Here is a 24,905-nt window from a genome sequence, read left to right as displayed (position 1 = left end):
GTAAAAGATCATGTCCAAGCACACGCTCTCCGTCCTGGTGGAGAACACGCCGGGCATCCTGGCCCGGATCGCCGCCCTGTTCTCCCGGCGCGGCTTCAACATCGACTCGCTCGCCGTCGGTGTCACCGAGCACCCCGACATCTCCCGCATCACCATCGTGGTGAACGTCGAGGACCTGCCGCTGGAACAGGTCACCAAGCAGCTCAACAAGCTGGTCAACGTGCTCAAGATCGTCGAACTGGAGCCGTCCCAGGCCGTCCAGCGTGAACTCGTTCTGGTGAAGGTGCGCGCCGACAACGAGACCCGCTCCCAGATCGTCGAGATCGTCCAGCTGTTCCGCGCCAAGACCGTGGACGTCTCCCCGGAGGCCGTCACCATCGAGGCCACCGGCAGCAGCGACAAGCTGTCCGCCATGCTCAAGATGCTGGAGCCGTACGGCATCAAGGAGCTGGTCCAGTCCGGAACCATCGCGATCGGCCGCGGCGCCCGCTCCATCACGGACCGCTCGCTGCGCGCCCTCGACCGCAGCGCCTGATCCTGGATACGGGCGGTCGTCCCGGCCGCCCGTATGGCGAGACCCCGAAACCTTCCCTCTCCCCGCCGTCATACGGTGGGACGCAACACCAGCACTCCAAGGAGAGAACCCAAAGTGGCCGAGCTGTTCTACGACGCTGACGCCGACCTGTCCATCATCCAGGGCCGCAAGGTCGCGGTCATCGGCTACGGCAGCCAGGGCCACGCGCACGCCCTGTCGCTGCGCGACTCCGGTGTCGACGTCCGGGTCGGTCTGCACGAGGGCTCCAAGTCCAAGGCCAAGGCCGAGGAGCAGGGCCTGCGCGTGGTGACCCCGTCGGAGGCCGCCGCCGAGGCCGACGTCATCATGATCCTCGTCCCGGACCCGATCCAGGCCCAGGTCTACGAGGAGCACATCGCCCCCAACCTGAAGGACGGCGACGCGCTGTTCTTCGGCCATGGCCTCAACATCCGCTTCGGCTTCATCAAGCCCCCGGCCGGCGTGGACGTCTGCATGGTCGCCCCGAAGGGCCCGGGCCACCTGGTCCGCCGCCAGTACGAGGAGGGCCGCGGCGTTCCGTGCATCGCCGCCGTCGAGCAGGACGCCTCCGGCAACGCCTTCGCGCTGGCCCTGTCGTACGCCAAGGGCATCGGCGGCACCCGCGCCGGCGTCATCAAGACGACCTTCACCGAGGAGACCGAGACCGACCTGTTCGGTGAGCAGGCCGTGCTGTGCGGTGGCACCGCGGCGCTGGTGAAGGCGGGCTTCGAGACCCTCACCGAGGCCGGCTACCAGCCGGAGATCGCCTACTTCGAGTGCCTGCACGAGCTGAAGCTGATCGTGGACCTCATGTACGAGGGCGGCCTGGAGAAGATGCGCTGGTCGATCTCCGAGACCGCCGAGTGGGGCGACTACGTCACCGGCCCGCGGATCATCACCGACGCCACCAAGGCCGAGATGAAGAAGGTCCTCGCGGAGATCCAGGACGGCACCTTCGCCCAGCAGTGGATGGACGAGTACCACGGCGGTCTGAAGAAGTACAACGAGTACAAGTCGCAGGACTCCGAGCACCTGCTGGAGACCACCGGCAAGCAGCTGCGCAAGCTGATGAGCTGGGTCGACGAGGAGGCGTAAGCCTCAAGGGGCGGGGCCGGAGCGAGCACGCTCCGGCCCCGTTGTCCAACCCGGCCACCCCGGTCGGGTGATCCTTCCGCAGAGGCGTAAGACGCGCCTCGTCGCGCCACTACACTGGCGCACAACAGAACGCGTCAGGCCCACAGCGTCGTGCGTCTTCCGCGGCTAGCCCCCTCCTCCGCCTGCGGCCGTCGGACGGCCGTCCGCATGCATTGGACTTGTGAGGACTCACGTGAGCTCGAAACCCGTCGTACTCATCGCTGAAGAGCTGTCGCCCGCGACCGTGGACGCGCTTGGCCCGGACTTCGAGATCCGGCACTGCAACGGAGCGGACCGAGCCGAACTGCTCCCCGCCATCGCCGACGTCGACGCCATCCTGATCCGCTCGGCCACCAAGGTCGACGCCGAGGCCATCGCCGCCGCGAACAAGCTGAAGGTCGTCGCCCGGGCCGGCGTCGGCCTGGACAACGTCGACGTCTCCGCCGCCACCAAGGCCGGCGTGATGGTCGTCAACGCCCCCACCTCCAACATCGTGACCGCCGCCGAACTGGCCTGCGGTCTGCTCCTCGCCACCGCCCGCAACATCCCGCAGGCCAACGCCGCACTGAAGAACGGCGAGTGGAAGCGCAGCAAGTACACGGGCGTCGAGCTGGCGGAGAAGACCCTCGGCGTGGTCGGCCTCGGCCGGATCGGCGCCCTCGTCGCGCAGCGCATGTCCGCCTTCGGCATGAAGGTCGTCGCCTACGACCCCTACATCCAGCCCGCGCGCGCCGCGCAGATGGGTGTCAGGGTGCTGTCCCTGGACGATCTGCTCGAGGTCTCCGACTTCATCACCGTCCACCTGCCCAAGACCCCCGAGACGGTCGGCCTGATCGGCGACGAGGCGCTGCGCAAGGTCAAGCCGAGCGTGCGCATCGTCAACGCCGCGCGTGGCGGCATCGTCGACGAGGAGGCGCTGTACTCGGCGCTGAAGGAGGGCCGCGTCGCGGGCGCGGGTCTGGACGTGTACGCGAAGGAGCCGTGCACGGACTCCCCGCTGTTCGAGTTCGACCAGGTCGTCGCCACCCCGCACCTCGGCGCGTCGACCGACGAGGCCCAGGAGAAGGCCGGTATCGCCGTCGCCCGGTCCGTGCGGCTGGCCCTCGCCGGTGAGCTCGTGCCCGACGCGGTGAACGTCCAGGGCGGCGTCATCGCCGAGGACGTCAAGCCGGGCCTGCCGCTCGCCGAGCGCCTCGGCCGGATCTTCACCGCGCTCGCCGGCGAGGTGGCCGTCCGCCTCGACGTCGAGGTCTACGGCGAGATCACCCAGCACGATGTGAAGGTGCTGGAGCTGTCCGCGCTCAAGGGTGTCTTCGAGGACGTCGTCGACGAGACGGTGTCCTACGTCAACGCCCCGCTGTTCGCCCAGGAGCGCGGTGTCGAGGTGCGGCTGACCACCAGCTCCGAGTCGGCCGACCACCGCAATGTCGTCACCGTGCGCGGCACCCTCGGTACCGGCGAGGAGGTGGCGGTGTCCGGCACGCTGGCCGGCCCGAAGCACCTGCAGAAGATCGTCGCGGTCGGGGAGTACGACGTCGATCTCGCACTCGCCGAGCACATGGTCGTACTGAAGTACGAGGACCGGCCGGGTGTCGTCGGCACGGTGGGCCGCATCCTCGGCGAGGCGGGCATCAACATCGCCGGTATGCAGGTCGCCCGGGCGGTGGCGGGCGGTGAGGCGCTGGCCGTCCTCACGGTCGACGACACGGTGCCCGCCGGGGTACTGACCGAGCTCGCGGCGGAGATCGGCGCGACCTCGGCCCGTGCGGTGAACCTGTCCTGAGGTCGCCGCCCCTGGAGCAGGGCTTGTACAGGAACGCCGGGCGCGCTGGTTTCCAGCTCGCCCGGCGTTCTTTCGCGCGTCAGACGCCGGTCAGGCGTCCCTCCCGCATCTCTATCACCCGGTCCGCGAAGTGTCGTACGACCGCCCGGTCGTGGCAGATGAAGAGGTAGCCGAGGCCGAGGTCGTCCTGGAGGTCGGTGAGCAGGTTCAGGACGCCCGCGCGTACCGAGGGGTCCAGTGCCGACACCGGTTCGTCGAGGACCAGCAGGCGGGGTTCGGACGCCAGTGCCCGGGCGATTCCGGCGCGTTGGCACTGGCCGCCCGACAGTTCATGCGGGTGGCGTTCGCCGTACGACGGGTCCAGGCCGACCCGGTCGAGGAGTTCCGCCACCCGGTCGGGGCCGGTGGCGGGGTCCCAGCGGCCCTGCACCTTCAGCGGCTCCGCCACCGCGTCCCGGATCCGGTGGCGCGGGCTGAGCGAGCCGTACGGGTCCTGGAAGACCGGCTGCATACGGGGGCGCAGCGGGCGCAGCTCCCGCTCGTCGAGGGCGGTCAAGTCACGTCCCTCGAACCAGACTTCGCCCGCGTCGGGGCGGCGCAGCTGCAGCACCGCCAGGGCGGTGGAGGACTTGCCGCAGCCCGAGGGGCCGTCCAGGGCCAACGTCTCGCCCGCCTCCACGGAGAAGGAGACAGCGTCGACCGCGATGGCCTTGCCGTAGCGGACGACCAGGTCGCGGACGTCCAGCAGGGTCATAGGAACTCCCTTGACGGGTACGGCACTTCGGTTGCCCGGTGGCAGGCGACCAGGCGGTCGTCCACTGCTGTCGGGGCCGGCTCCTCGCCCGTGCGGCAGATGTCCGTCGCCAGCGGGCAGCGGGGTGAGAAGGCGCAGCCGGGCGGGAGGGCGCCGGGGGCGGGCGGGGTGCCGGGGAGGGCGGGCAGGCGGCGGCGCCGGGGGCCGTCGTCCTGGGGGAGTGACGCCAGCAGGCCCGCCGTGTAGGGGGCACGGGGGTGCGACAGCACCGCGCCCGCCGGGCCGTGCTCCGCCGTGCGGCCCGCGTACATGACCAGCACGCGGTCGGCGTGCTGTCGTACGGCGTCCATGTCGTGCGTGACGAGGACCAGGGCGGCGCCGACCGCCTCGCGCTGCTCCGCCAGGACCCGCAGCACCTGCGCTCGGCGGTCCTCGTCCAGCGCGGTCGTCGGCTCGTCGGCGACCAGGATGTCCGGCTCGTTGATGGTGGCCATCGCGATGACCGCGCGCTGGCGCATGCCGCCGGAGTACTCGTGGGGGTACGCGCGTGCCCTGCGGGCGGCGTCGGGGATGCCCACCCGGTCCAGTGCGGCCACCGCGAGCGTGCGGGCCTCGGCGCGCGACACCCGGCGTACCGACCGTACGGCGGCGGCGAGTTGGTCGCCGACCGGGTGCACGGGGGACAGGGCGGACAGCGCGTCCTGGGGGACCAGCGCGATACGGCGGCCCCGCGCGGCCGACAGGTCCGGGTGCACGCTTGCGGTGCTCGTCGCCTCGCGGGGCAGCATGCCGAGCAGCGCCCGCGCGGTGAGCGACTTGCCCGCGCCCGACTCGCCCACCAGGGCGAGCACTTCCCGGGCCCGCACGTCGAAGGACACGCCACGGACCGCTTCGACGCCGGCGAAGGCGATGCGCAGGTCGCGCACCGAGAGGAGGACGTCGTCGGGCAGGGGGGCGTCGGCCGCGAGCAGCACCTCGTCGGGCAGTGTCAGATCATCCGGCAACGGGGACCTCCTTCTTGCCGTGCGGCACGCTCGTACGACGTGCCGTGCGAGGCGCCGAACCGCGCCGCCGTCCCTCCGCGTACGCCGCCCCCGACACCGCCAGCCCCGCCAGCAGCGCCAGCGCGACCGCGGGGGCCAGGGCGGCCCACGGCGCGCGTTCCACGTACGCGCGCGATTCGTCCAGCAGCAGGCCCCACTCGGGAGCCGGCGGCTGTGCGCCCAGTCCGAGGAAGCCCAGCGACGCCAGGGCGAGCGCGATGCCGGGCAGGCGCAGCAGCGCGTGGCGGACGACCGGTGCCACGACCGACGGCAGGACGTGGCGGGTGAGGACCCACCACGGTGTGGCGCCGATGGCGCGCTGGGCCGTGAGGAACGCCGATGCCCGGACCTCCTGCACCAGCGCCGCCGCGTGGGCGGCCAGCGGGGGCCAGGAGATCAGCGCGACCGCCAGTGCCGCGCCGCCCGTCCCCGGGCCCGCGGCCGCCGCGACCAGGATGCCGACGATGACCGGCGGGAGCGCGTTGGCGATGTCCGCCGCGCCGGCCGCGACGCCCGGCAGGAAGCCCAGCGCCAGCGACAGCAGCAGGCTCAGCAGACAGACGGCCGCGGCCGTGCCGACGGTGGTGGCGGCGCCGTGGCCGAGCCGGGCCAGGACGTCCCGGCCGAGGCCGTCGGTGCCGAGGGGGTGCGCCCAGGTCGGCGCGGCGAGCCGGGCCGCGGTGTTCACGGCGTACGGGTCCCGCGACAGGCCCCAGCAGATCGTCACCGTCAACACGGTGAACAGGGCCGACGGGATCACCGGGTGTGTACGGACCGGGCGGGCCGGCGGCAGCGCCAGCGAGGCGTCACGCAGTGCCGGGCCCAGCAGCCGGCGCCGTGTGAACGCCGCCCCCGCCCCGGCGACCAACCCGAGCAGCAACAGGGCCAGCACCGAGCCCTGGAGCAGCGGCAGGTCCTGTGACTTCGCCGCCCCCAGGGCCGTACGGCCGATGCCGGGCACCGCGAACACCGTCTCCACCGCGACCGCGCCACCGGTCAGCCCGACCGCGACCATTCCGAACTGCGGCACCAGCGGCGGCAGTACCCGGCGCAGGGCAGCGGCGGCGATCCGCGCGCGGCTCACGCCCGCGCCCCGCCACAACTCCACCCACCGCTCCTCCAGCACACCCGGCAGCGCGTCCGCGACCAGCCGGCCGAGCAGCCCACCCCCGGGCACGCCCAGGGCGATCGCGGGCAGCACCATGTGCACCGGGCCCTGCCAGCCGGATGTGGGCAGCCAGCCCAGCCACACCCCGCACACCAGCAGCCCCACCGTGGCCAGCAGGAACTCCGGTACGGCGGCCAGCATCGCGGCGCCCGCCCCGGCCGACCCGCGCCCGCGCACCAGCACCGGCGCGACCAGCACCACGGCGAGCAGCACCGCCACCGCGAACGCCGCGCCCATCAGCCCCAGCGAGACCTGGAGCCCGGCGGTCACGGACGGCAGGACGTCGGTGCCCGACACCCACGACACCCCGAGGTCGCCGCGCAGCAGGTCACCGGCCCACCGCCCCAGCAGGACGAGCGGCCCGGCGTCCAGCCCGAGGTCACGGCGGACGGCGTCCAGGGCCTCCCGCGTCGGCTCCTGCTCGGCGGAGCGGGCCCGCAGCACGGTGAGTGCCGGGTCGCGGCCGGAGAGCCAGGGCAGCAGGCCCACCGCGGACACCACCGCGAGCAGACACACCAGCCGGGTGACCCCGGCGGTGCTCGGCCTCAACCGGCTTACCAGGTACTTCACTTGACGTATGTGTCGACGGTGACCAGCTCACGCTCCCGCGGGTCGTGCGCGGCGCCGACGACACCGGCGGCGTCGCCCTGGATGACCCGCTCGTGCAGCATCGGCACGGCAGCGTCCGTCGCGAGGACGGCGGCCTCGGCGGCGATGATCGCCTTGCGGCGGGCGTCACCGGTCTGGGTCTCGCCGGCCTTCTTCAGCGCCGCGTCCACGGTCGGGTCGGCGAGCTGGGGGATGTTGAAGGAGCCGTCGGAGGCGAAGTCGCTGTAGAGGTAGGCGGCAGGGTCGCCGGAGTCCAGGACGGTGGCCCGGGACAGGATGAAGGCGTCGAAGGCGCCCGCCAGCATGTCGGCCTCGATGTTGGCGTACTCGCGGATCTCCAGCTTCACCTTGAACCCGGCCTTCTGCAGCTGCTGTTGCAGCGCGGCGGCGACCTCGGGGAGTTCGGCGCGGTCGGTGAAGGTGCCGATGGTGATCGACTTGCCGGCCGGGTCGCCCGCCTTCGCGCGCCGCACCGGTGTGCGCAGTTCGGCCGCCCACGGCAGCGCGGGGCCGAGCAGGCCCTGGGCGACGTCCGCGCGACCCTCGTACACGCCCTTCACGATCGATTCGGCGTCGATCGCCTCCCGGGCGGCGGCGCGCAGCGAGGCGTCCTTGAAGACGCCCTTCTCGGTGTTGAGGTAGAAGGTGTTGGTGCGCGGCATGGGGACCTGGGTGATGAGGTCCTGGTCGAGCAGGGCCGCCTGCGACACGGGGACGGACTCCACGATGTCGGCCTCGCCGCTGCGCAGGGCGGCGGCCCGGGCGGTGCCGTCGGGCACGAACGTGGCGTCGATGCCGGCGGCCTTGGCCTTGCCGCCCCAGTAGCCGTCGTAGCGGTCGAGGCTCGCGGAGGCCGTGCCGTTGACCTTGACCAGCTCGAAGGGGCCGGTGCCGGCGCCGACCGGGTTGACCGTCTTGCCGGTGTACGCCTTGGCGGCGAGGATCGCGAGCTGCGGCGAGCTGAGGCGCTGCGGGACTAGGGGGTCCTCGGTGCCGGTGGTGACGCTGACGGTGTCGGCGTCCACGGCCTTCGCCGTCAGCTCGACGCCGTCGAGGATGCGGGGCTTGGGCGAGGCGGTCGCGGCGGTGGTGAGGGAGCGGACGACGGCCGCCGCGTCCAGCTTGGTGCCGTCGTGGAAGGTGACGCCGTCGCGTATCTCGAAGGTCCAGGTGCGGCCGGACTGCTGCCACTCGGTGGCCAGCGCGGGCTGGGCGTCGCCCTCCTTGTCCAGCTTCACCAGCGTCTCGGCCGTGGACCAGCGGGACAGCTTGAAGGCGTCGTCGGTGAGCGGGTTCAGGCCGGAACGCGGCGGCTGCATCATCGCGAGGCGAACGCGCTTGCCCTCGCCCTGGGCGTCCCCGGTGTCCGAGCCGCCCGTGAAGCAGCCGGTGAGCAGGAGGGAGGCCGCGGTGAGCGCGGTGGCGGGGAGCAGATGGCGGGCGGGCAGGGGCACAGGACCCTCCGGGTGCAAGGGTGATCAAGAGAGCGGTTTCACCGACCGTAGCATGATGACAATCATTTTCAGCAATCGGCCCTCTCGCCCCTCTTCCCCGGCCCTGTGTTGTCATCTGGCGATGTCGGTGACGTAGTTGATGGCGGATGCGGCGGTGTCGGTGGTGTGGGTGGACCGGTATGCCGCTTCGGTCCAGGTTCGGCTGCCCGACACCCGGATACTGTGTGCGCCGATGCCTGTCGCGCCGCCGGGACCCGGCGTGGCGGGCCCCGGCGGCGGGCGTCAGCGGGTCAACGGGTGCACGGCACCGGCGACGAGCACGGACCGATCCCGGCACCGGTGAGGGCATGACGTTGACGCATTGCATTCCTTTCGAGGAGGTCGCGGTGACGGAGAAGGGTGGAGCCGCTACGGCGAGACGATGGTCTGCCAGCCGGGGGCCTCGTCGTGGACACTGCCCGATTCGGTGAGGCATTCCTGGATGTCGATGTACTCGACGGTGCTCGCGTTGAAGTTGAAGCTGAAGGACTTGTAGCTGGAGTTGTTGCCGTCGGTGTCGGCCACGAACTCGTCGCGCGGGAAGAAGCTGTCGCTGTACCACGCGCGGATGTTCAGGCACGCGCCGTGGCCGTCCGACAGGGTGTCCCTGACGTACCCCGTGACGTAGACGCGGCTGCCGCTCACGTACGAGTTGCCCCAAGTGTGCGAGCCGGCGATGTCGGAGGCGCTGTAGGTGTTCCCCTTCCAGGCGCCGACGGGCGTCACCGCCGTCGCCTGGGACGCGAAGATGCCGAGGGCGCTGACGGCGGTGATGCCGGCCGTGATCACGCGACGGGACCATGGGTGCATGAGAATCTCCCGCAGAATTGGGTGGTTGTGCCCGATCGGGCAGCACCGATGTTGCTGAGACGGCTGAGGCGGGACAAGAGCCGTCGGCTGTCCCGGACAGCGAACGGCTGTCCGGACTGGTCAGAGGGCTGTCCGGGACGACCCGTACTTCAGTCGCCCGGTTCCTCGGTCCACCCGCACGAGGAACCGTTGACCGGCGCCGCCCGTGCACCGTTCCTCAACGGCTTCTGCCCCTTCGGCAGTGTCCTCGTCAGCGATTCCGACGCACCCGGCCGCTGTTGCCCGGGCCGGTGCTCATGACCGTCAGGCAGCCCTTTCCCTCCTGGGGTGGTGCCACTGGATGCGGTACAGGTCCTCGCCGGCCGGTTCGAGCCAGGTGCGGGGCACGGCGCGGCCTGGACGCAGGGGAGCTGGACCGCGTTCGCGTAGGCGCCAGCGCGGTCGCGTCAAGCTGGTCGTGCGGAACGCCGTCCGGCGTGACCGCACGCCAACGGCTTCCGCGGTGTCCGGTGTGCTCTCCGCCCCGTCCTCGGACTTGGATGACATGGCCGTCCCGGCGGCGATGCGGGCGGATAACGAAGTCGCGCATCCCAGACCACCTCACAGCCGCGCCGCCTTCAACGCCATGTGCAGCAGCAGTCGGTCCTCGCCGTCGTCCAGGTCCAGGCCCGTCAGCTGTTCCACCCGGGAGAGGCGGTAGTAGAGGGTCTGGCGGTGGATGCCCAGTTCCGCCGCCGCGCGGCCGGCCTGGCCGGCGCAGTCCAGGTACGTCTCGGCGGTGCGGGCCAGTTCGCGGTGGGCGGGGGCGAGGAGCGGGGCCGCCGCCGGGTCGTGGGCGGAGGTGAGGGAGGTCAGCAGCCGGTACGGGCCGATGCGCGACCACTCGGCGACGGGGCCGAAGCGGGGCTCCGCGCGGGCCGCGCGGGCCGCCGCCGACGCCTCCTGCCAGGCGGTGCCCAGCTCCACCAGCCCGGTGCGCCCCACCGCGACCCCGGCCGCCGCCCCCTGCCCGCCGGTCCGCTCCAGCAGGCGGCTCGCCGCCGACACCGCCGGGGCCACCGTGTCCGCCGAGCGCAGCCGCACCAGCACGGCCAGACACTGCTCCGTGGTCCCCCAGGGCGCCGTGCACAACGCCGTCGCCCCCGGCAGGGTCCGCACCGAGGGCGCCTCGGCGGGGTCGGCCGACGGCCAGGGCGCCACACACACCACCGTGTGCGGGCCGTCCGCGCGGGCCCCCAGCCCGGTGCGCAGCTCCGCCACCGCCATGTCCCGCTGCCAGCCGCGCTCGGCGGTCAGCACCGCCCGCAGCTCCCGGGTCAGATCCGCCCCGTGCTGCACCTCGTCGGCGAGCAGCGCCCCGATCCGCGCCGCCACCCCCATCGCGGCGGCCAACTGCTCCTCCGACGGGCCCGGATCGCTGTCCAGCAGCCACACATAGCCGAGGACGACGCCCCGATGGCGTACGGGGAGACAGATCCGCCCGCGGTACACCCCGGCGTCCGGTGTCGGCGGGATCCGCACCGGGCCCGTCGCCCGGGTGATCCCGAACCCCTCGAACCAGGCGCGCACCGCCGCCGTGGAGCGCCGGGTGAGGATCGAGCGGGTCCGGACCGGGTCCAGCGCGGAGGGATCGAGGTCCACCTCACTGTCGTACGCCCCGAAGGCGATCAGCTCGAAGTCACGGTTCTCCAGGGTCGCGGGCGCGCCGAGCAGTTCGGAGATCTCGTCCACCAGCTCCTGGTAGTCACCCGTGTGGTCCGACGTCACCTGGGCATTCTCCCGCATCCTGGCGAGACCTTCATACATCTGTCTGAGATCTGCGGCACGGATGCGTGACAGCTGTCGATGGCCGACGATCGGAGGGATCCTTAGGTTTCACGGTGGTTCTCCGTGCCGTACCCGAATCGTCGGGTGTCGGCCGTCATGGCATGTTCTGTGGAGGTGCCCCGTGCTGGGTCCCGTGATTCTCGCCGCGTCGCGCAGCGACCGGATGCGACGCCTGATCTCGGCGGCCCCGGTGACGAAGCAGGTCGTCGACCGGTTCATCCCCGGTGAGACCGTCGACGACATCGTGCCGATCATCCGGGAGCTCACGGCCAAGGGCCTGGAGCTGACCATGGACGTCGTCGGCGAGGACATCACCACCCCCGAGCAGGCCGCCGCCGCTCGGGACGCCTACCTGGAGCTCGTCGAGCGCCTGAAGGCCCTGGACCTCGGCGAGCGCGTCGAGATGTCGGTGAAACTGTCGATGTTCGGCCAGGCGCTGGAGGGCGGCCACGAGCTGGCGCTCGCCAACGTCCGTCCGGTCGTCGAGGCCGCCGCCGCCATCGGTACGACCGTCACGCTCGACGCCGAGGACCACACCACCCTCGACTCGATGTTCGCCATCCACGACGAGCTGCGCAGGGACTTCCCGCAGACCGGCTGCGTCATCCAGGCGTACCTCTTCCGCACCGAGGCCGACGCCCGCCGCCTCGCCGCGAACGGCAGCCGCGTACGACTGGTCAAGGGCGCCTACAAGGAGCCCGCCGAGGTCGCCTACCAGCAGAAGCACGAGATCGACAAGGCGTATGTGCGGGTCCTGCGCACCCTGATGGAGGGCGAGGGCTACCCGATGATCGGGTCCCACGACCCGCGCCTGATCTCCATCGCCCAGGAACTCGCCCGCAAGGCGGGCCGCAAGCTCGACGAGTACGAGTTCCAGATGCTCTACGGCATCCGCAGCGACGAGCACCTGCGACTGGCCGCCGAGGGTCACCGCATGCGCGTCTACACCGCCTACGGCACCGACTGGTACGGCTACTTCATGCGCCGCCTGGCGGAGAAGCCGGCCAACCTGCGCTTCTTTGTCCGCAGCATGATCACCAAGGGCTGAGACCGAAACACCGCTCACTAAGGAGTTACGGAAAACATGGACGCTGTGACCCAGGTCCCCACCCCCGTCAACGAGCCGGTGCACGGCTACGCCCCCGGCTCGCCCGAGCGTGCCCGTCTGGAGGCCAGGCTGAAGGAGCTGGCCGAGAACCCGATCGACCTGCCGTGCACCATCGGCGGCGAGCGGCGGATGGGCGGCGGCGAGACCTTCCAGGTCGTACAGCCGCACAACCACAAGGCCGTCCTCGGCACGTACCGCAACGCCACGCAGCAGGACGCGCAGGACGCGATCGACGCCGCCCTGGCCGCCGCGCCGGCCTGGCGCGCGATGTCCTTCGACGACCGCGCCGCGATCATCCTGCGCGCCGCCGAGCTGCTGGCCGGCCCCTGGCGGGAGACCCTGGCCGCCTCCACCATGCTCGGCCAGTCCAAGACCGCCCAGCAGGCCGAGATCGACACCCCGTGCGAGCTGGTCGACTTCTGGCGCTTCAACGTCAAGTACGCCCGCGACCTGCTCGCCGAGCAGCCCCCGGCCAACTCCCCGGGCGTCTGGAACCGCCTCGACCACCGCCCGCTGGAGGGCTTCGTCTACGCGATCACGCCGTTCAACTTCACGGCGATCGCCGGCAACCTGCCGACCGCGCCCGCCCTCATGGGCAACGTGGTCGTGTGGAAGCCGTCCCCGACGCAGACCCACGCCGCCGTGCTGCTGATGCAGCTGCTGGAGGAGGCCGGTCTGCCCAAGGGCGTCATCAACCTCGTCACCGGTGACGGCATCGAGGTCTCCCAGGTCGCCCTGGAGCACCGGGACCTGGCCGGCATCCACTTCACCGGCTCCACCAAGACCTTCCAGTACCTGTGGAAGACGGTCGGCGCCAACATCGAGAAGTACCGCTCCTACCCGCGCATCGTCGGCGAGACGGGCGGCAAGGACTTCGTCGTCGCCCACCCGAGCGCCGACCGCGCGGTGCTGAAGACCGCGCTCACCCGCGGTGCCTTCGAGTACCAGGGCCAGAAGTGCAGCGCCACCTCCCGGGCGTACATCCCCGCCTCCATCTGGAACGACGGCTTCCGTGAGGAGTTCGCCGCCGAGGTCGACTACCTGACCATGGGTGACGTCACCGACCTGTCGAACTTCATCGGCGCCGTCATCGACGAGCGTGCCTTCGCCAAGAACAAGGCCGCCATCGACCGCGCGAAGTCCGACCCGGCCTGCACGATCGTCGCGGGCGGCAGCTACGACGACTCGGTCGGCTACTTCGTGCGCCCGACCGTCGTCGAGTGCACCGACCCGGAGAACGAGGTCTTCACCACCGAGTACTTCGGCCCGTTCCTCGCCGTGTACGTCTACGAGGACGAGAAGTACGACGAGATGCTGACGCAGATGGAGTCGGTGTCCGCCTACGCCCTCACCGGCTCCGTCATCTCCGCCGACCGCGCGGCGGCGGCGTACACGATGGAGAAGCTGCGCTACGCGGCCGGCAACTTCTACATCAACGACAAGTCGACCGGCGCCGTCGTCGGCCAGCAGCCCTTCGGCGGCGGCCGGGCCTCCGGCACCAACGACAAGGCCGGCGCCCCGCAGAACCTGATGCGCTGGACGCTGACCCGCGCCATCAAGGAGACGCTGGTCCCGCCGACCGACTACACGTACCCGCACATGGGCTGACGATCAGTCATGCACCTTGAGGGGCCGGGCGGTTGCCCGGCCCCTCGCGCGTGCAGAATTGCTGCCGTGACCGTGGGAGGCGGGGGCCTCGGCCGTCACAGGTGGCGGCCGAGAAAGTGCCGCATGAGCCCGGCGATCTGGTCGGCGTGGGTCTCCAGCGCGAAGTGGCCCGTGGGCAGCAGATGCACCTCGGCCTTCGGCAGGTCCCGCTGGAAGGTTCCTCCTACACCCGCGACTGGTGGGCCGCCCAGGACTGGATCCCGGCCGCGAGCGTGCGCGCCGAGGACGACGGGGCGGTGCTGTCGATGGTCGGCAGCGGACTGGGCATGGCGATCATGCCCGCGCTGTCGCTCACCCGGACACCGGACGGCCTGCGGATCACCGACCTCGGTCCGGACCGCCCCACCCGCCGGGTCGGCTATGTCACCACCCCCGAACTGGCCACCACGGCGGCCGTGCGCGCGCTCGTCCGCGAGCTGCGCTCCCGTGTGAAAGCCCAGGTCAGCGGGGTGTGACCCAGTCCACCGTCTCAGATAGTAGGAAGTCCGACTAATTGTGGAGACAGATGCCCGGTCGTCACTTAGTTTTGTAGGAGCCGAACGTCTCGCTCGATCAAGCGAAGGGCGTCGCGAGCCGGGCCCCGTGCAGGCAACCCCTGCGGCCACCGCTCCCGCCCATCCGGCGTCTCGTAACCCCCTCCTTGCACTCCATGGTTCTCGAAGGAGTCGATTTCCCATGGCCGAGACGACCGTCCGCCGCCGAGTCCGCCACACCTCCCGTACGAGCGAGTCCGACCGCAAGCAGGCCGCCGCCGCCCTCCAGCGCGCCCTCGACCGCCGTGACAACGGCGGCCAGAGCGGCCACTGAGCCGTTCTCCGCACGTCTCCGAGAGTCTTCCGGGGACTTCACGAGCCGGGAGCCGCACCCGCAGGAGGATGACACGGCGCTGTCCGTATGGCGGACAGTGCCGTGTCATTCCCTGGGACGAGGAGTAGGGTGCCGGGCATGTCTCGCAGCCTCAATCTCGCAGTGATTCCCGGTGACGGCATCGGCCAGGAGGTCGTGGCCGAAGGTCTCAAGGTCCTCTCCGCCGTCCTTCCGCAGGATGTGAAGCTGGAGACCAAGGAGTACGACTTCGGCGCCCAGCGGTACCACGCCACCGGTGAGACCCTCACCGACGCCGACCTCGACGCCCTGAAGAAGCACGACGCCATCCTGCTGGGCGCGATCGGCGACCCGAGCGTCCCCTCCGGCGTCCTGGAGCGCGGCTTCCTGCTCAAGCTCCGCTTCGCCTTCGACCACCACGTCAACCTGCGCCCGTCGAAGCTCCTCCCGGGTGTCGCCACCCCGCTCGCCGGTGAGCCGCAGATCGACTTCGTCGTGGTCCGTGAGGGCACCGAGGGCCCGTACACCGGCAACGGCGGCACCATCCGCAAGGGCACCGAGCACGAGGTCGCCACCGAGGTCTCCGTCAACACGGCCTTCGGAGTCGAGCGCGTGGTCCGCGACGCCTTCGCCCGCGCCCAGGCGCGCCCGCGCAAGAAGCTGGCGCTGATCCACAAGAACAACGTGCTGACCTTCGCCGGTCACCTGTGGACCAACATCTTCAACAGGGTGGCCGAGGAGTTCCCCGAGGTCACCACCGAGTACATGCACGTCGACGCGGCGACCATCTACCTGGTCACCCAGCCCGAGCGGTTCGACGTCATCGTCACCGACAACCTCTTCGGCGACATCGTCACCGACCTCGCCGCGGCCGTCTCCGGCGGCATCGGCGTCGCCGCGAGCGGGAACATCAACCCGTCCGGCGAGTTCCCCTCGATGTTCGAGCCGGTGCACGGTTCCGCGCCCGACATCGCCGGCCAGGGCAAGGCCGACCCCACCGCCACGGTCCTGTCCGTCGCCCTGCTCCTGCGCCACCTCGGCCACGACGCCGAAGCCGACCGCATCGACGCCGCGGTCGCCGCCGACCTCACCGAGCGCGCCGGGCAGCCGGCCCGCTCCACCTCCGAGATCGGCGACGCCCTCGCCGTACGCGTAGCCGGCTGACCCGCCGCGCTACGTCACCACACGAAGCCGTCGGGTCGCATTCCGCGCCCGGCGGCTTCTCGTATGCGGCGCCGGGTGCCACCATCAACCACTGGGCCGCATTCACCCCGATTCCTTCCGGCGCACTCCTAGGGCGATAATCGGACCCGGAGCCGCGAAATGAGGGAAAGCTCGGACGTCCTAGCACTGGCCGGAAAAGGTCGGTGCGAGGCATGAGTTGCGGCCCGTCACAACCAACCGGTGAAGGACAACCACTCATGACGACGCCCACGATCGAGCTCAAGCCCTCCGCCCACCCGCTCTCCGCCGCGGAGCGCGAGGCGGTCCTGGCCAACCCCGGATTCGGCCGCCACTTCACCGACCACATGGTGACGATCAAGTGGACCGAGGGCCGCGGCTGGCACGACGGGCAGCTCGTCCCGTACGCGCCGCTCTCCCTCGACCCCGCCACCATGGTGCTGCACTACGCCCAGGAGATCTTCGAGGGCCTCAAGGCGTACCGGCAGCCCGACGGGACCGTCGCCACCTTCCGCCCCGAGAAGAACGCCCTGCGCTTCCAGTCCTCCGCCCGCCGCCTCGGGATGCCCGAGCTGCCGGTCGAGACGTTCATCGAGGCGTGCGACGCGCTGGTGCGGCAGGACCAGGCGTGGGTCCCGCCGCACGGTGGCGAGGAGTCCCTCTACCTGCGCCCCTTCATGATCGCCACCGAGGTCGGCCTGGGCGTCAAGCCGGCCAACGAGTACCTCTTCCTGGTCATCGCCTCCCCGGCCGGCGCGTACTTCCCGGGCGGCGTGAAGCCCGTCTCCATCTGGGTCTCCGAGGACCACGTCCGCGCGGTGCCGGGCGGCATGGGCGACGCGAAGACGGGCGGCAACTACGCCGCCTCCCTGCTCGCCCAGGCCGAGGCCGCCGCCGAGGGCTGCGCCCAGGTCTGCTACCTCGACGCGGTCGAGCGCAAGTGGGTCGAGGAGCTCGGCGGGATGAACCTGTACTTCGTCTACGGCGACAAGATCATCACCCCGTCCCTCACCGGTTCCATCCTGGAGGGCGTCACCCGTGACTCCCTCCTCACCGTCGCCCGCGACCTCGGCTACGAGGCCGAGGAGGGCCGCGTCTCCGTCGACCAGTGGCAGCGCGACTCCGAGAACGGCACCCTCACCGAGGTCTTCGCCTGCGGTACGGCGGCCGTGATCACGCCGGTCGGTACGGTCAAGCGCACCGGCGTCGCCTGGCAGCAGTCGGACGGCGAGCCCGGCGAGGTCACCCTGCGACTGCGCCAGGCCCTGCTCGACATCCAGCGCGGCACGGCCGAGGACCAGCACGGCTGGATGCACAAGCTCGGCTAGACCTCGCTCTTCGCCAGGGCCGCAGCGGACTGTGGGTCCGAGGCGGCCCTGTCGCTCTCCCGGCCGCCCGGCGTCAGCAGCAGATACGCCGCTCCGCCGACCGCCCCCGACAGCAGGAAACCGCAGTCCACCCCGCCCGTCAGCGACAGCAGCGGGCCCTCGTACTGCGGCAGGGACACCGACAGCAGGCCGATCGTCGCGCCCAGCAGCCAGGATGCCGTGGCCGGGATGTTCCAGCCGGCGTGGAACCAGTAGACGCCGCCCCGGGCGCGGCGGTTGAAGACCTGGAGGGCGTCCGCGTCGTAGACGCCCCGGCAGCGGGCGAAGCCGATGAGGGTGATGACCGCCCAGGGCGTGCCGATGGCGGTGAGCAGGAGGACGAAGGACGTCATCGCCTCCTGCGCGCTGGAGGCGTAGTGGCCGGCGAAGACACAGGCCGTCGCCACGACGGCGACCGCGTAGGTGGCGTTCGCCCGTGACGCGCGCGGCAGGATCGCGTCCAGGTCCAGGCCCATCGAGTACAGCATCAGCCCCGCGTTGCCGACCGATCCGGCCGAGGCGGCGAGCAGCAGCGGCAGCAGGTACCAGCCGGGGGCCGCGTCGACGAGCGGACCGGCGTAGTCGAGGGCGGCGCGCGCCGCGAACGCCGTGAAGGTGCCGAACAGCTGCGGGACCAGCAGGCCGAGGATCAGGCCCAGCCAGGTCGCGCGCAGCACCGTGCGTGAGGAGTGGCGGGCCGGCGAGATGTAGCGGGTGTAGTCGCCGAGCAGGGTGATGAAGGCGATCGGGCCGGAGAGGCCCGCGGCCACCATGGCGAGCAGCCAGGTCGGCCAGTAGCCGCCCAGCAGATGGCCGCCCGCCTCCGGCAGCGCGTCCGTCGTGAAGTCCGGCGCGTACGCGATCACCCCGAGGACCAGCAGCGCCGTCATGCCGATGGCCAGCACCCGGGACAGCGCGAGCAGCACCCGGTAGCCGTAGACCGCGCCGGCGACGGTCGCCGCCGCGAGCAGCGCGTAGATCAGGCCGTACGACATCCCGTCCGCCGGCAGTCCGAACAGCCGGCCGAGGACGCCGACCATCACATCGCCGCCGATCCACACCGTCAGCGAGGTGTAGCCGAGGGCGAGCAGCAGGCCGACGACCGAGCCGACCAGCCGGCCGCGCACCCCGAACTGGGCCCCGGAGGAGGTGGACAGGTTGGTCGCCGTGCGCAGCGAGATCAGGGCCAGTGGGGCGGTCAGGGCGGTGCCGACCAGCGTGCCCACGACGATCGAGGTGACCGACGACCACCAGTCGAGCCCGAAGGACGGCGGCAGCCAGCCGAAGACGACCACCCCCAGGCAGAGGTTGGATCCGAGCAGGATCGAGACCAGGTCGCGGGGCCCGCTGCTGCGTTCCTCGTCGGGGATGGTGTCGACTCCGCGCTGTTCCATCGGCATGGCAGGTCTCCTTCGATCGGCCGTGCGGTGAGCATTGTTAGAGCGACGTTCAATGTGGGCTATCGCGTTCCAGCGGTCAACACCTTGATTCCCTGAATTTCGTGTTTAGAGTGATGCTCTAACTCGAGGGAGGCAAGGAGGTGCCCGGAGCATGAGACTGACCCCCACGGAACGTGACCGGCTACTGCTCTTCGGAGCCGCCGAGCTGGCCCGGGCGCGGCGCGCGCGTGGGCTGCGGCTCAATGTGCCGGAGGCCACCGCGCTGATCGCGGACACGGTGTGCGAGGCCGCGCGGGACGGCGTCCGGCTCGCCGAGGCCATCGAGCGCGCCCGCTCGGTCCTCGGCCCGGACGACGTGCTGCCCGGCGTCGCGGACGTGGTCACCGAGGTCCATGTCGAGGCCGTCTTCGACGACGGCTCACGGCTCGCGGTCGTCTCCGACCCGATCGGCGGCGGGTCGGGGGAGCGGGCGCCGGGCGCCCTGCTGCCGGGGCCCGAGCACACCGAGCCGGAGGCGGCGGTCCGGCTCACCGTCACCAACACCGCGACCGTGCCGGTGTCCGTGACCTCCCACTTCCACTTCTTCGAGGCCAACCCGCGCCTGGACTTCGTACGGGAGACGGCCTACGGCATGCGGCTCGCCGTGCCCGCCGGGTCCTCGGTGCGGTTCGGGCCGGGGGAGAGCGTGGAGGTCGGGCTGGTGCCGATCGGGGGCGAGCGGATCGCGATCGGCTTCGCGGGGCTCGTCGACGGGGTGCTGGACGCGCCGGGGGTGCGGGAAGAGGCCCTGCGCAGGGCCGCCGCCTGCGGATATCTGGGAGCGACACGATGAATCCGTACGAGTACGCCACCACTCACGGCCCCCGCGCCGGCGACCGCGTCCGCCTCGGAGACTCCGGCCTGGTGATCCGTGTCGAGTCCGACTCCCAGCGCCCCGGCGACGAGTTCCTGGCCGGCTTCGGCAAGACGGCCCGCGACGGGCTGCACCTCAGGGCGGCCGCCGTCCGCGAGACCTGCGACGTCGTCATCAGCAATGTGGTGGTGATCGACGCGGTGCAGGGCATCCGGAAGGTGTCCATCGGCATCCGGGAGGGACGGATCCACGCCATCGGGCGGGCCGGCAACCCCGACACCCTCGACGGGGTCGACGTGGTGGTCGGCACCGGCACGTCCATCGTCTCCGGCGAGGGACTCATCGCCACCGCCGGCGCCGTCGACACCCATGTCCATCTGCTGTCGCCGCGCATCATGGAGGCATCGCTGACCTCCGGTGTGACCACGGTCATCGGCCAGGAGTTCGGGCCGGTGTGGGGCGTCGGCGTCAACTCCCCCTGGGCGCTGCGGCACGCGTTCAACGCCTTCGACGCCTGGCCCGTCAACATCGGCTTCCTGGGCCGGGGTTCGTCCTCCCACGCGGCGCCCCTGGTGGAGGCGCTGGCCGAGGGCGGCGCGAGCGGCTTCAAGGTGCACGAGGACATGGGCGCCCACACCCGCGCCCTGGACACCGCGCTACGGGTCGCCGAGGAACACGACGTCCAAGTCGCCCTGCACAGCGACGGGTTGAACGAGTGCCTGTCCGTCGAGGACACCCTGCGCGTCCTGGAGGGCCGCACCATCCACGCCTTCCACATCGAGGGCTGCGGCGGCGGACACGTACCGAACGTGCTCAGGATGGCCGGGGTGCCGAACGTCATCGGCTCCTCCACCAACCCCACCCTGCCCTTCGGCCGGGACGCGGTCGCCGAGCACTACGGCATGATCGTCTCCGTCCACGACCTGAAGACCGACCTGCCCGGCGACGCCGCAATGGCCCGCGACCGCATCCGCGCCGGGACCATGGGCGCCGAGGACGTGCTGCACGACCTGGGCGCGATCGGTATCACCTCCTCCGACGCGCAGGGCATGGGCCGGGCGGGCGAGACCGTCCGCCGCACCTTCGCCATGGCTGGCAAGATGAAGGCCGAGCTCGGCGCGCCGGACTGCGGGCACGACAACGAACGCGTCCTGCGTTACCTGGCCAAGCTGACCATCAACCCGGCCATCGCCCACGGACTTTCGCACGAGGTCGGCTCCATCGAGGTCGGCAAGCTCGCCGACATCGTGCTGTGGCGCCCGGAGTACTTCGGCGCCAAGCCGCAACTCGTCCTCAAGGCGGGCTTCCCGGCGTACGGCGTGGTCGGCGACCCCAACGCGGCCACGGACACCTGCGAACCCCTGGTCCTCGGACCGCAGTTCGGGGCGTACGGCGCCACCCCCGCCGACCTCTCGGTCGCCTTCGTCGCGCGGGCCGCCGTCGACCAGGGCCATGACGCGATGCCGACCCGGCGCCGCCGCGTCGCCGTGCGCGGCACCCGCGGGATCGGCCCGGCCGACCTGCGCCTCAACTCCCGTACCGGATCGGTCGAGGTCGACCAGCGCACCGGCCTGGTGACGCTGGACGGTGAGCCGCTGCGCTCCCAGCCCGCCGAGTCCGTCTCCCTCAACCGTCTCTACTTCCTCTGAGGACCCACGATGTCTGCTGCCGCCGACGGCTTCCGCATGCCCGCCGAGTGGGCGCCGCACGAGCGCACCTGGATGGCCTGGCCGGGCCCCAACCCCACCTTCGACGACCCCGAGGACCTCGCCGCCGCCCGCACCGCCTGGGCCGCGGTCGCCCGGGCCGTACGCCGCTTCGAACCGGTGACGGTGGTGTGCGGGCCGGGCCGGTCGGCCGAGGCGCGGGCGCTGCTCGGCCCCGGCATCGAGACGGTCGAACGCGATCTCGACGACGCGTGGATGCGCGACATCGGCCCCACCTTCCTCACCGGCGCGGGCGGTGAACTCGCCGCCGTGGACTGGACGTTCAACGGCTGGGGTGCCCAGGACTGGGCCCGCTGGGAGCACGACGCGAAGATCGCCGGGTATGTCGCGGACCTCGCGGGAGCCTCGAAGACGTACGCCTCGCGGCTCGTCAACGAGGGCGGCGCCATCCACGTCGACGGCGAGGGCACGGTCCTGCTCACGGAGACCGTCCAGCTCGGCCCGGAGCGCAACCCGCACTGGACCCGCGAGCAGGTCGAGACGGAGATCCACGCGATGCTCGGCACCCGCAAGGCGATCTGGCTGCCCCGCGGGCTCACCGGCGACTACCCCCCGTACGGCTTCGGCACCCTCGGCCATGTCGACATCGTCGCCGCCTTCGCCCGCCCGGGTGTGGTCGTCGCCCACCACCAGCCGGACCCGGCCCACCCCGACCACGAGGTGACCAAGGAGGTCATCGGCCTGCTGAAGGCCCGGACCGACGCCCGCGGGCGCCGCCTGGAGGTGGTGGAGATCCCCGCCCCGACCGTCCTGGAGGCCGACGGCCACTGGGCCGACTACTCCTACATCAACCACTACCTCTGCAACGGCGGCGTCGTCCTGTGCGCCTTCGACGACCCCCGCGACGAGATCGCCGCCGGCATCTTCCGCCGCCTCTTCCCGGACTGCACGGTGACCCTGGTGGACGCGCGGACGATCTTCGCGGGCGGCGGCGGCATCCACTGCATCACCCAGCAGCAGCCCAAGGCGCCCGTCCGTCAGACCTGTCCGGTAGAACAGACGCGTGAACGCACCCCGTCGCCGTACCCCCGCCCCGCCCCGTGAGGACGTGCTCGTCGCCGCCATGGCGATGATCGCCGAGCGGGGGCTGGAGAAGCTCACCATGGCGGGGCTCGGGCGGGAGGTCGGGATGAGCAGTGGGCATCTGCTCTACTACTTCCGGTCCAAGGACGAGCTGCTGCTGCAGACCCTGGAGTGGAGCGAGGGACGGCTCGGTGTCGAGCGCGGGCGCGTACTGACCCGGCAGGCCACCGCCCGCGAGCGCCTCGACGCCTACGTCGACCTGTACGTCCCGGACGGACACCGCGACCCGCACTGGACGCTGTGGCTGGAGGTCTGGAACCGCTCGCAGAACGCCGACGGCGACGCCCGTGACCGCCAGGCCGCGATCGAGGGCGCTTGGCACCGCGACCTGGTCGCCCTGCTCGCGGAGGGCATCTCCCGCGGCGAGTTCCGCCGGGTCGACCCGGACCGCTTCGCCTCCCGCGTGCGGGCCCTGCTCGACGGCTTCTCCATCCATGTCGCGATCGGCCTGCGCGGCACGGACCGCGAACAGGTCCTCGGCCACGTCCGGGAGTTCCTCACCGACTCGCTGCTGGAGCGAGACGCCTGACCGCATCCTGAGACGGACGGTGAACGCGGGGACACCTTGTGCCAGACTGCCCCCGTGCTCTCGTTCGCCATGATTATTGGCAGCAGGCGCGCCGGTCCGCAGTGACCGCGTCGTACGAACAGGTACGGGCGGACACCGTTGTCCTCGACCCGCGCGCAGACCTCTCGCACCCGCGAGAGGTTTTTCTGTTTCCTGGCCCACCCACAGCCGGGAAGAGAGCGCGAGGGAGACCATGGGGGATGGTGGAGCCGGTCATTCCGGTAGACCGAGATCTCAGTTTCAGGAGCCTTGAGACCATGACCGAGACGGCAACCAACGAGCTCGACGACTCGTTCCACGTCTTCGACACCACCCTGCGCGACGGCGCCCAGCGCGAGGGCATCAACCTCACCGTCGCCGACAAGCTCGCGATCGCACGGCACCTGGACGACTTCGGCGTGGGCTTCATCGAGGGCGGCTGGCCCGGCGCCAACCCCCGCGACACCGAGTTCTTCGCCCGCGCCCAGCAGGAGATCGACTTCCGCCACGCCCAGCTCGTCGCCTTCGGCGCCACCCGCCGCGCCGGCGCCAAGGCGTCCGAGGACCCGCAGGTCAGGGCGCTCCTGGAGTCCGGCGCCCCGGTGATCACACTGGTCGCCAAGTCCCACGACCGGCACGTCGAGCTGGCCCTGCGCACCACGCTCGACGAGAACCTGGAGATGATCCGCGACACGGTCTCCTACCTGCGCGACCAGGGCCGCCGCGTGTTCGTCGACTGCGAGCACTTCTTCGACGGCTACCGCGCCAACCCCCAGTACGCCAAGGCGGTCGTCCGTACGGCGTCGGAGGCCGGCGCGGACGTCGTGGTGCTCTGCGACACCAACGGCGGCATGCTCCCGGCGCAGGTCCAGGCGGTGGTCGCCACGGTCCTCACCGACACCGGAGCCCGCCTCGGTATCCACGCCCAGGACGACACCGGCTGCGCGGTCGCCAACACCCTCGCCGCGGTCGACGCGGGTGCCACCCATGTCCAGTGCACGGCGAACGGCTACGGCGAGCGCGTCGGCAACGCCAACCTCTTCCCCGTCGTCGCCGCCCTGGAACTGAAGTACGGCAAGAAGGTCCTCCCCGACGGCCGGCTCCGCGAGATGACCCGCATCTCGCACGCCATCGCCGAGGTCGTCAACCTCACGCCCTCCACGCACCAGCCGTACGTCGGTGTCTCCGCCTTCGCCCACAAGGCCGGTCTGCACGCCTCCGCCATCAAGGTCGACCCGGACCTGTACCAGCACATCGATCCCGAACTGGTCGGCAACACCATGCGCATGCTGGTGTCGGACATGGCCGGGCGCGCCTCCGTGGAGCTCAAGGGCAAGGAGCTCGGCGTCGACCTCGGCGGCGACCGCGCGCTGGTCGGCCGGGTCGTGGAGCGGGTCAAGGAGCGCGAACTCCAGGGCTACACCTACGAGGCCGCCGACGCCTCCTTCGAACTCCTGCTCCGCTCCGAGGTCCAGGGCGGCCCCCTGCGCTACTTCGCGGTGGAGTCCTGGCGCGCCATCGTCGAGGACCGCCCCGACGGCACCCACGCCAACGAGGCCACGGTCAAGCTGTGGGCCAAGGGCGAGCGCATCGTCGCCACCGCCGAGGGCAACGGCCCGGTCAACGCCCTCGACCGCGCCCTGCGCGTCGCCCTGGAGAAGATCTACCCCCAGCTCGCCAAGTTCGACCTGGTCGACTACAAGGTCCGCATACTGGAGGGCGTGCACGGCACCCAGTCCACGACCCGCGTCCTGATCTCCACGACGGACGGCGCGGGCGAGTGGTCCACGGTGGGTGTCGCCGAGAACGTCATCGCGGCGTCCTGGCAGGCCCTGGAGGACGCGTACACCTACGGGCTGCTGCGGGCGGGCGTGCAGCCGGCCGAGTAGCCGGCCGGGCGGAGGTCGGGGCCGGCCGCGGACGGCCCCGATTTCCCGCGCCCTCATTGTCCCCTTTGGGGCATGTTCGGGT

General features: G+C 71.4%; 20 protein-coding genes and 2 pseudogenes. 14 read left to right on the top strand and 8 right to left on the bottom strand.

Translation table 11 applies throughout. From position 1 onward, the window contains the following. Positions 1-10 precede the first annotated feature (10 nt). From ilvN to serA, 3 genes are all read left to right on the top strand, one after another. Entirely contained in the window at positions 11-535 is a 525-nt protein-coding gene (gene ilvN / locus ACH5AC_RS27200) for an acetolactate synthase small subunit (protein WP_166002432.1), read from the top strand. A 114-nt stretch (positions 536-649) separates the two neighbouring features. Then, positions 650-1,648, top strand: coding sequence for a ketol-acid reductoisomerase (gene ilvC, locus ACH5AC_RS27195; RefSeq protein WP_398864786.1), 999 nt, complete (start codon positions 650-652; stop codon positions 1,646-1,648). Positions 1,649-1,880: 232 nt separating this feature from the next. Continuing rightward, positions 1,881-3,470: a phosphoglycerate dehydrogenase gene (gene serA, locus ACH5AC_RS27190; protein WP_398864785.1), complete on the top strand. Its 1,590-nt coding sequence runs from the start codon at positions 1,881-1,883 to the stop codon at positions 3,468-3,470. A 79-nt stretch (positions 3,471-3,549) separates the two neighbouring features. Here the strand turns inward: serA and ACH5AC_RS27185 are convergent, their stop codons facing one another. The 6 genes from ACH5AC_RS27185 to ACH5AC_RS27160 form a co-directional block, all read right to left on the bottom strand. Continuing rightward, complete coding sequence (locus ACH5AC_RS27185) at positions 3,550-4,224, bottom strand: ATP-binding cassette domain-containing protein (RefSeq protein WP_398864784.1); 675 nt, start codon at positions 4,222-4,224, stop codon at positions 3,550-3,552. Then, positions 4,221-5,228, bottom strand: coding sequence for an ABC transporter ATP-binding protein (locus tag ACH5AC_RS27180; RefSeq protein WP_398864783.1), 1,008 nt, complete (start codon positions 5,226-5,228; stop codon positions 4,221-4,223). Before ACH5AC_RS27180 ends, ACH5AC_RS27185 begins: the two co-directional genes overlap by 4 nt. Further along, positions 5,218-6,984 (bottom strand): ABC transporter permease subunit, encoded by a 1,767-nt coding sequence (locus ACH5AC_RS27175; RefSeq protein ID WP_398864843.1) that lies wholly within the window; start codon positions 6,982-6,984, stop codon positions 5,218-5,220. The genes ACH5AC_RS27180 and ACH5AC_RS27175 overlap by 11 nt, the downstream gene beginning before the upstream one ends. A gap of 17 nt (positions 6,985-7,001) precedes the next feature. Further along, the gene (locus tag ACH5AC_RS27170; RefSeq protein ID WP_398864782.1) at positions 7,002-8,498 is read right to left on the bottom strand and encodes an ABC transporter substrate-binding protein; all 1,497 of its coding nucleotides are present in this window, start codon (positions 8,496-8,498) and stop codon (positions 7,002-7,004) included. 408 nt (positions 8,499-8,906) lie between these two features. Continuing rightward, complete coding sequence (locus tag ACH5AC_RS27165; RefSeq protein ID WP_398864781.1) at positions 8,907-9,347, bottom strand: hypothetical protein; 441 nt, start codon at positions 9,345-9,347, stop codon at positions 8,907-8,909. A 600-nt stretch (positions 9,348-9,947) separates the two neighbouring features. Then, positions 9,948-11,132, bottom strand: coding sequence for a PucR family transcriptional regulator (locus ACH5AC_RS27160; RefSeq protein WP_398864780.1), 1,185 nt, complete (start codon positions 11,130-11,132; stop codon positions 9,948-9,950). A 163-nt stretch (positions 11,133-11,295) separates the two neighbouring features. Here ACH5AC_RS27160 and ACH5AC_RS27155 point away from each other — a divergent pair, with 163 nt between their 5' ends. Both ACH5AC_RS27155 and pruA read left to right on the top strand, forming a co-directional pair. Further along, a complete protein-coding gene (locus ACH5AC_RS27155) occupies positions 11,296-12,222 on the top strand; it encodes a proline dehydrogenase family protein (protein ID WP_398864779.1) in 927 nt (308 codons plus the stop codon). A 36-nt stretch (positions 12,223-12,258) separates the two neighbouring features. After that, a complete protein-coding gene (pruA, locus tag ACH5AC_RS27150; protein WP_398864778.1) occupies positions 12,259-13,890 on the top strand; it encodes an L-glutamate gamma-semialdehyde dehydrogenase in 1,632 nt (543 codons plus the stop codon). 95 nt (positions 13,891-13,985) lie between these two features. On the opposite strand, the pseudogene ACH5AC_RS27145 reads toward pruA, so the two are convergent. Then, positions 13,986-14,105, bottom strand: a pseudogene (locus tag ACH5AC_RS27145) (alpha/beta hydrolase); the annotation flags it as partial. A 3-nt stretch (positions 14,106-14,108) separates the two neighbouring features. On the opposite strand from ACH5AC_RS27145, the pseudogene ACH5AC_RS27140 reads away from it, so the two are divergent. From ACH5AC_RS27140 to ACH5AC_RS27125, 4 genes and pseudogenes are all read left to right on the top strand, one after another. Beyond that, positions 14,109-14,405, top strand: a pseudogene (locus ACH5AC_RS27140) (LysR substrate-binding domain-containing protein); the annotation flags it as partial. Between the two features lie 220 nt (positions 14,406-14,625). Next, a complete protein-coding gene (locus ACH5AC_RS27135) occupies positions 14,626-14,757 on the top strand; it encodes a hypothetical protein (protein WP_398864777.1) in 132 nt (43 codons plus the stop codon). A 138-nt stretch (positions 14,758-14,895) separates the two neighbouring features. Beyond that, a complete protein-coding gene (locus ACH5AC_RS27130; RefSeq protein ID WP_398864776.1) occupies positions 14,896-15,939 on the top strand; it encodes a 3-isopropylmalate dehydrogenase in 1,044 nt (347 codons plus the stop codon). A 257-nt stretch (positions 15,940-16,196) separates the two neighbouring features. Beyond that, a complete protein-coding gene (locus ACH5AC_RS27125; RefSeq protein ID WP_398864775.1) occupies positions 16,197-17,285 on the top strand; it encodes a branched-chain amino acid aminotransferase in 1,089 nt (362 codons plus the stop codon). Here the strand turns inward: ACH5AC_RS27125 and ACH5AC_RS27120 are convergent. After that, positions 17,282-18,724, bottom strand: a complete 1,443-nt coding sequence (locus ACH5AC_RS27120; protein ID WP_398864774.1) for a cytosine permease — start codon at positions 18,722-18,724, stop codon at positions 17,282-17,284. The two genes, ACH5AC_RS27125 and ACH5AC_RS27120, sit on opposite strands and share 4 nt — an antisense overlap. A gap of 151 nt (positions 18,725-18,875) precedes the next feature. Between ACH5AC_RS27120 and ureA the strand changes: the two genes are divergently transcribed. From ureA to cimA, 5 genes are all read left to right on the top strand, one after another. Next, positions 18,876-19,556 carry an urease subunit gamma gene (ureA, locus tag ACH5AC_RS27115; protein ID WP_398864773.1) on the top strand — a complete coding sequence of 227 codons (681 nt, stop codon included), beginning with the start codon at positions 18,876-18,878 and terminating at the stop codon, positions 19,554-19,556. Then, complete coding sequence (locus ACH5AC_RS27110; protein WP_398864772.1) at positions 19,553-21,226, top strand: urease subunit alpha; 1,674 nt, start codon at positions 19,553-19,555, stop codon at positions 21,224-21,226. Before ureA ends, ACH5AC_RS27110 begins: the two co-directional genes overlap by 4 nt. Positions 21,227-21,235: 9 nt before the next feature. Further along, positions 21,236-22,348 carry an agmatine/peptidylarginine deiminase gene (locus ACH5AC_RS27105; protein ID WP_398864771.1) on the top strand — a complete coding sequence of 371 codons (1,113 nt, stop codon included), beginning with the start codon at positions 21,236-21,238 and terminating at the stop codon, positions 22,346-22,348. A 19-nt stretch (positions 22,349-22,367) separates the two neighbouring features. Then, complete coding sequence (locus ACH5AC_RS27100) at positions 22,368-22,916, top strand: TetR/AcrR family transcriptional regulator (RefSeq protein ID WP_398864842.1); 549 nt, start codon at positions 22,368-22,370, stop codon at positions 22,914-22,916. A 296-nt stretch (positions 22,917-23,212) separates the two neighbouring features. Then, positions 23,213-24,823: a citramalate synthase gene (cimA, locus tag ACH5AC_RS27095; protein WP_398864770.1), complete on the top strand. Its 1,611-nt coding sequence runs from the start codon at positions 23,213-23,215 to the stop codon at positions 24,821-24,823. Positions 24,824-24,905 lie beyond the last annotated feature (82 nt).

Source organism: Streptomyces sp. NPDC018693 (assembly GCF_044391385.1).
Taxonomy (GTDB): domain Bacteria; phylum Actinomycetota; class Actinomycetes; order Streptomycetales; family Streptomycetaceae; genus Streptomyces.
Note: the sequence above shows the minus strand (reverse complement) of the source record. Positions and strands in the feature narration are given on the sequence as shown.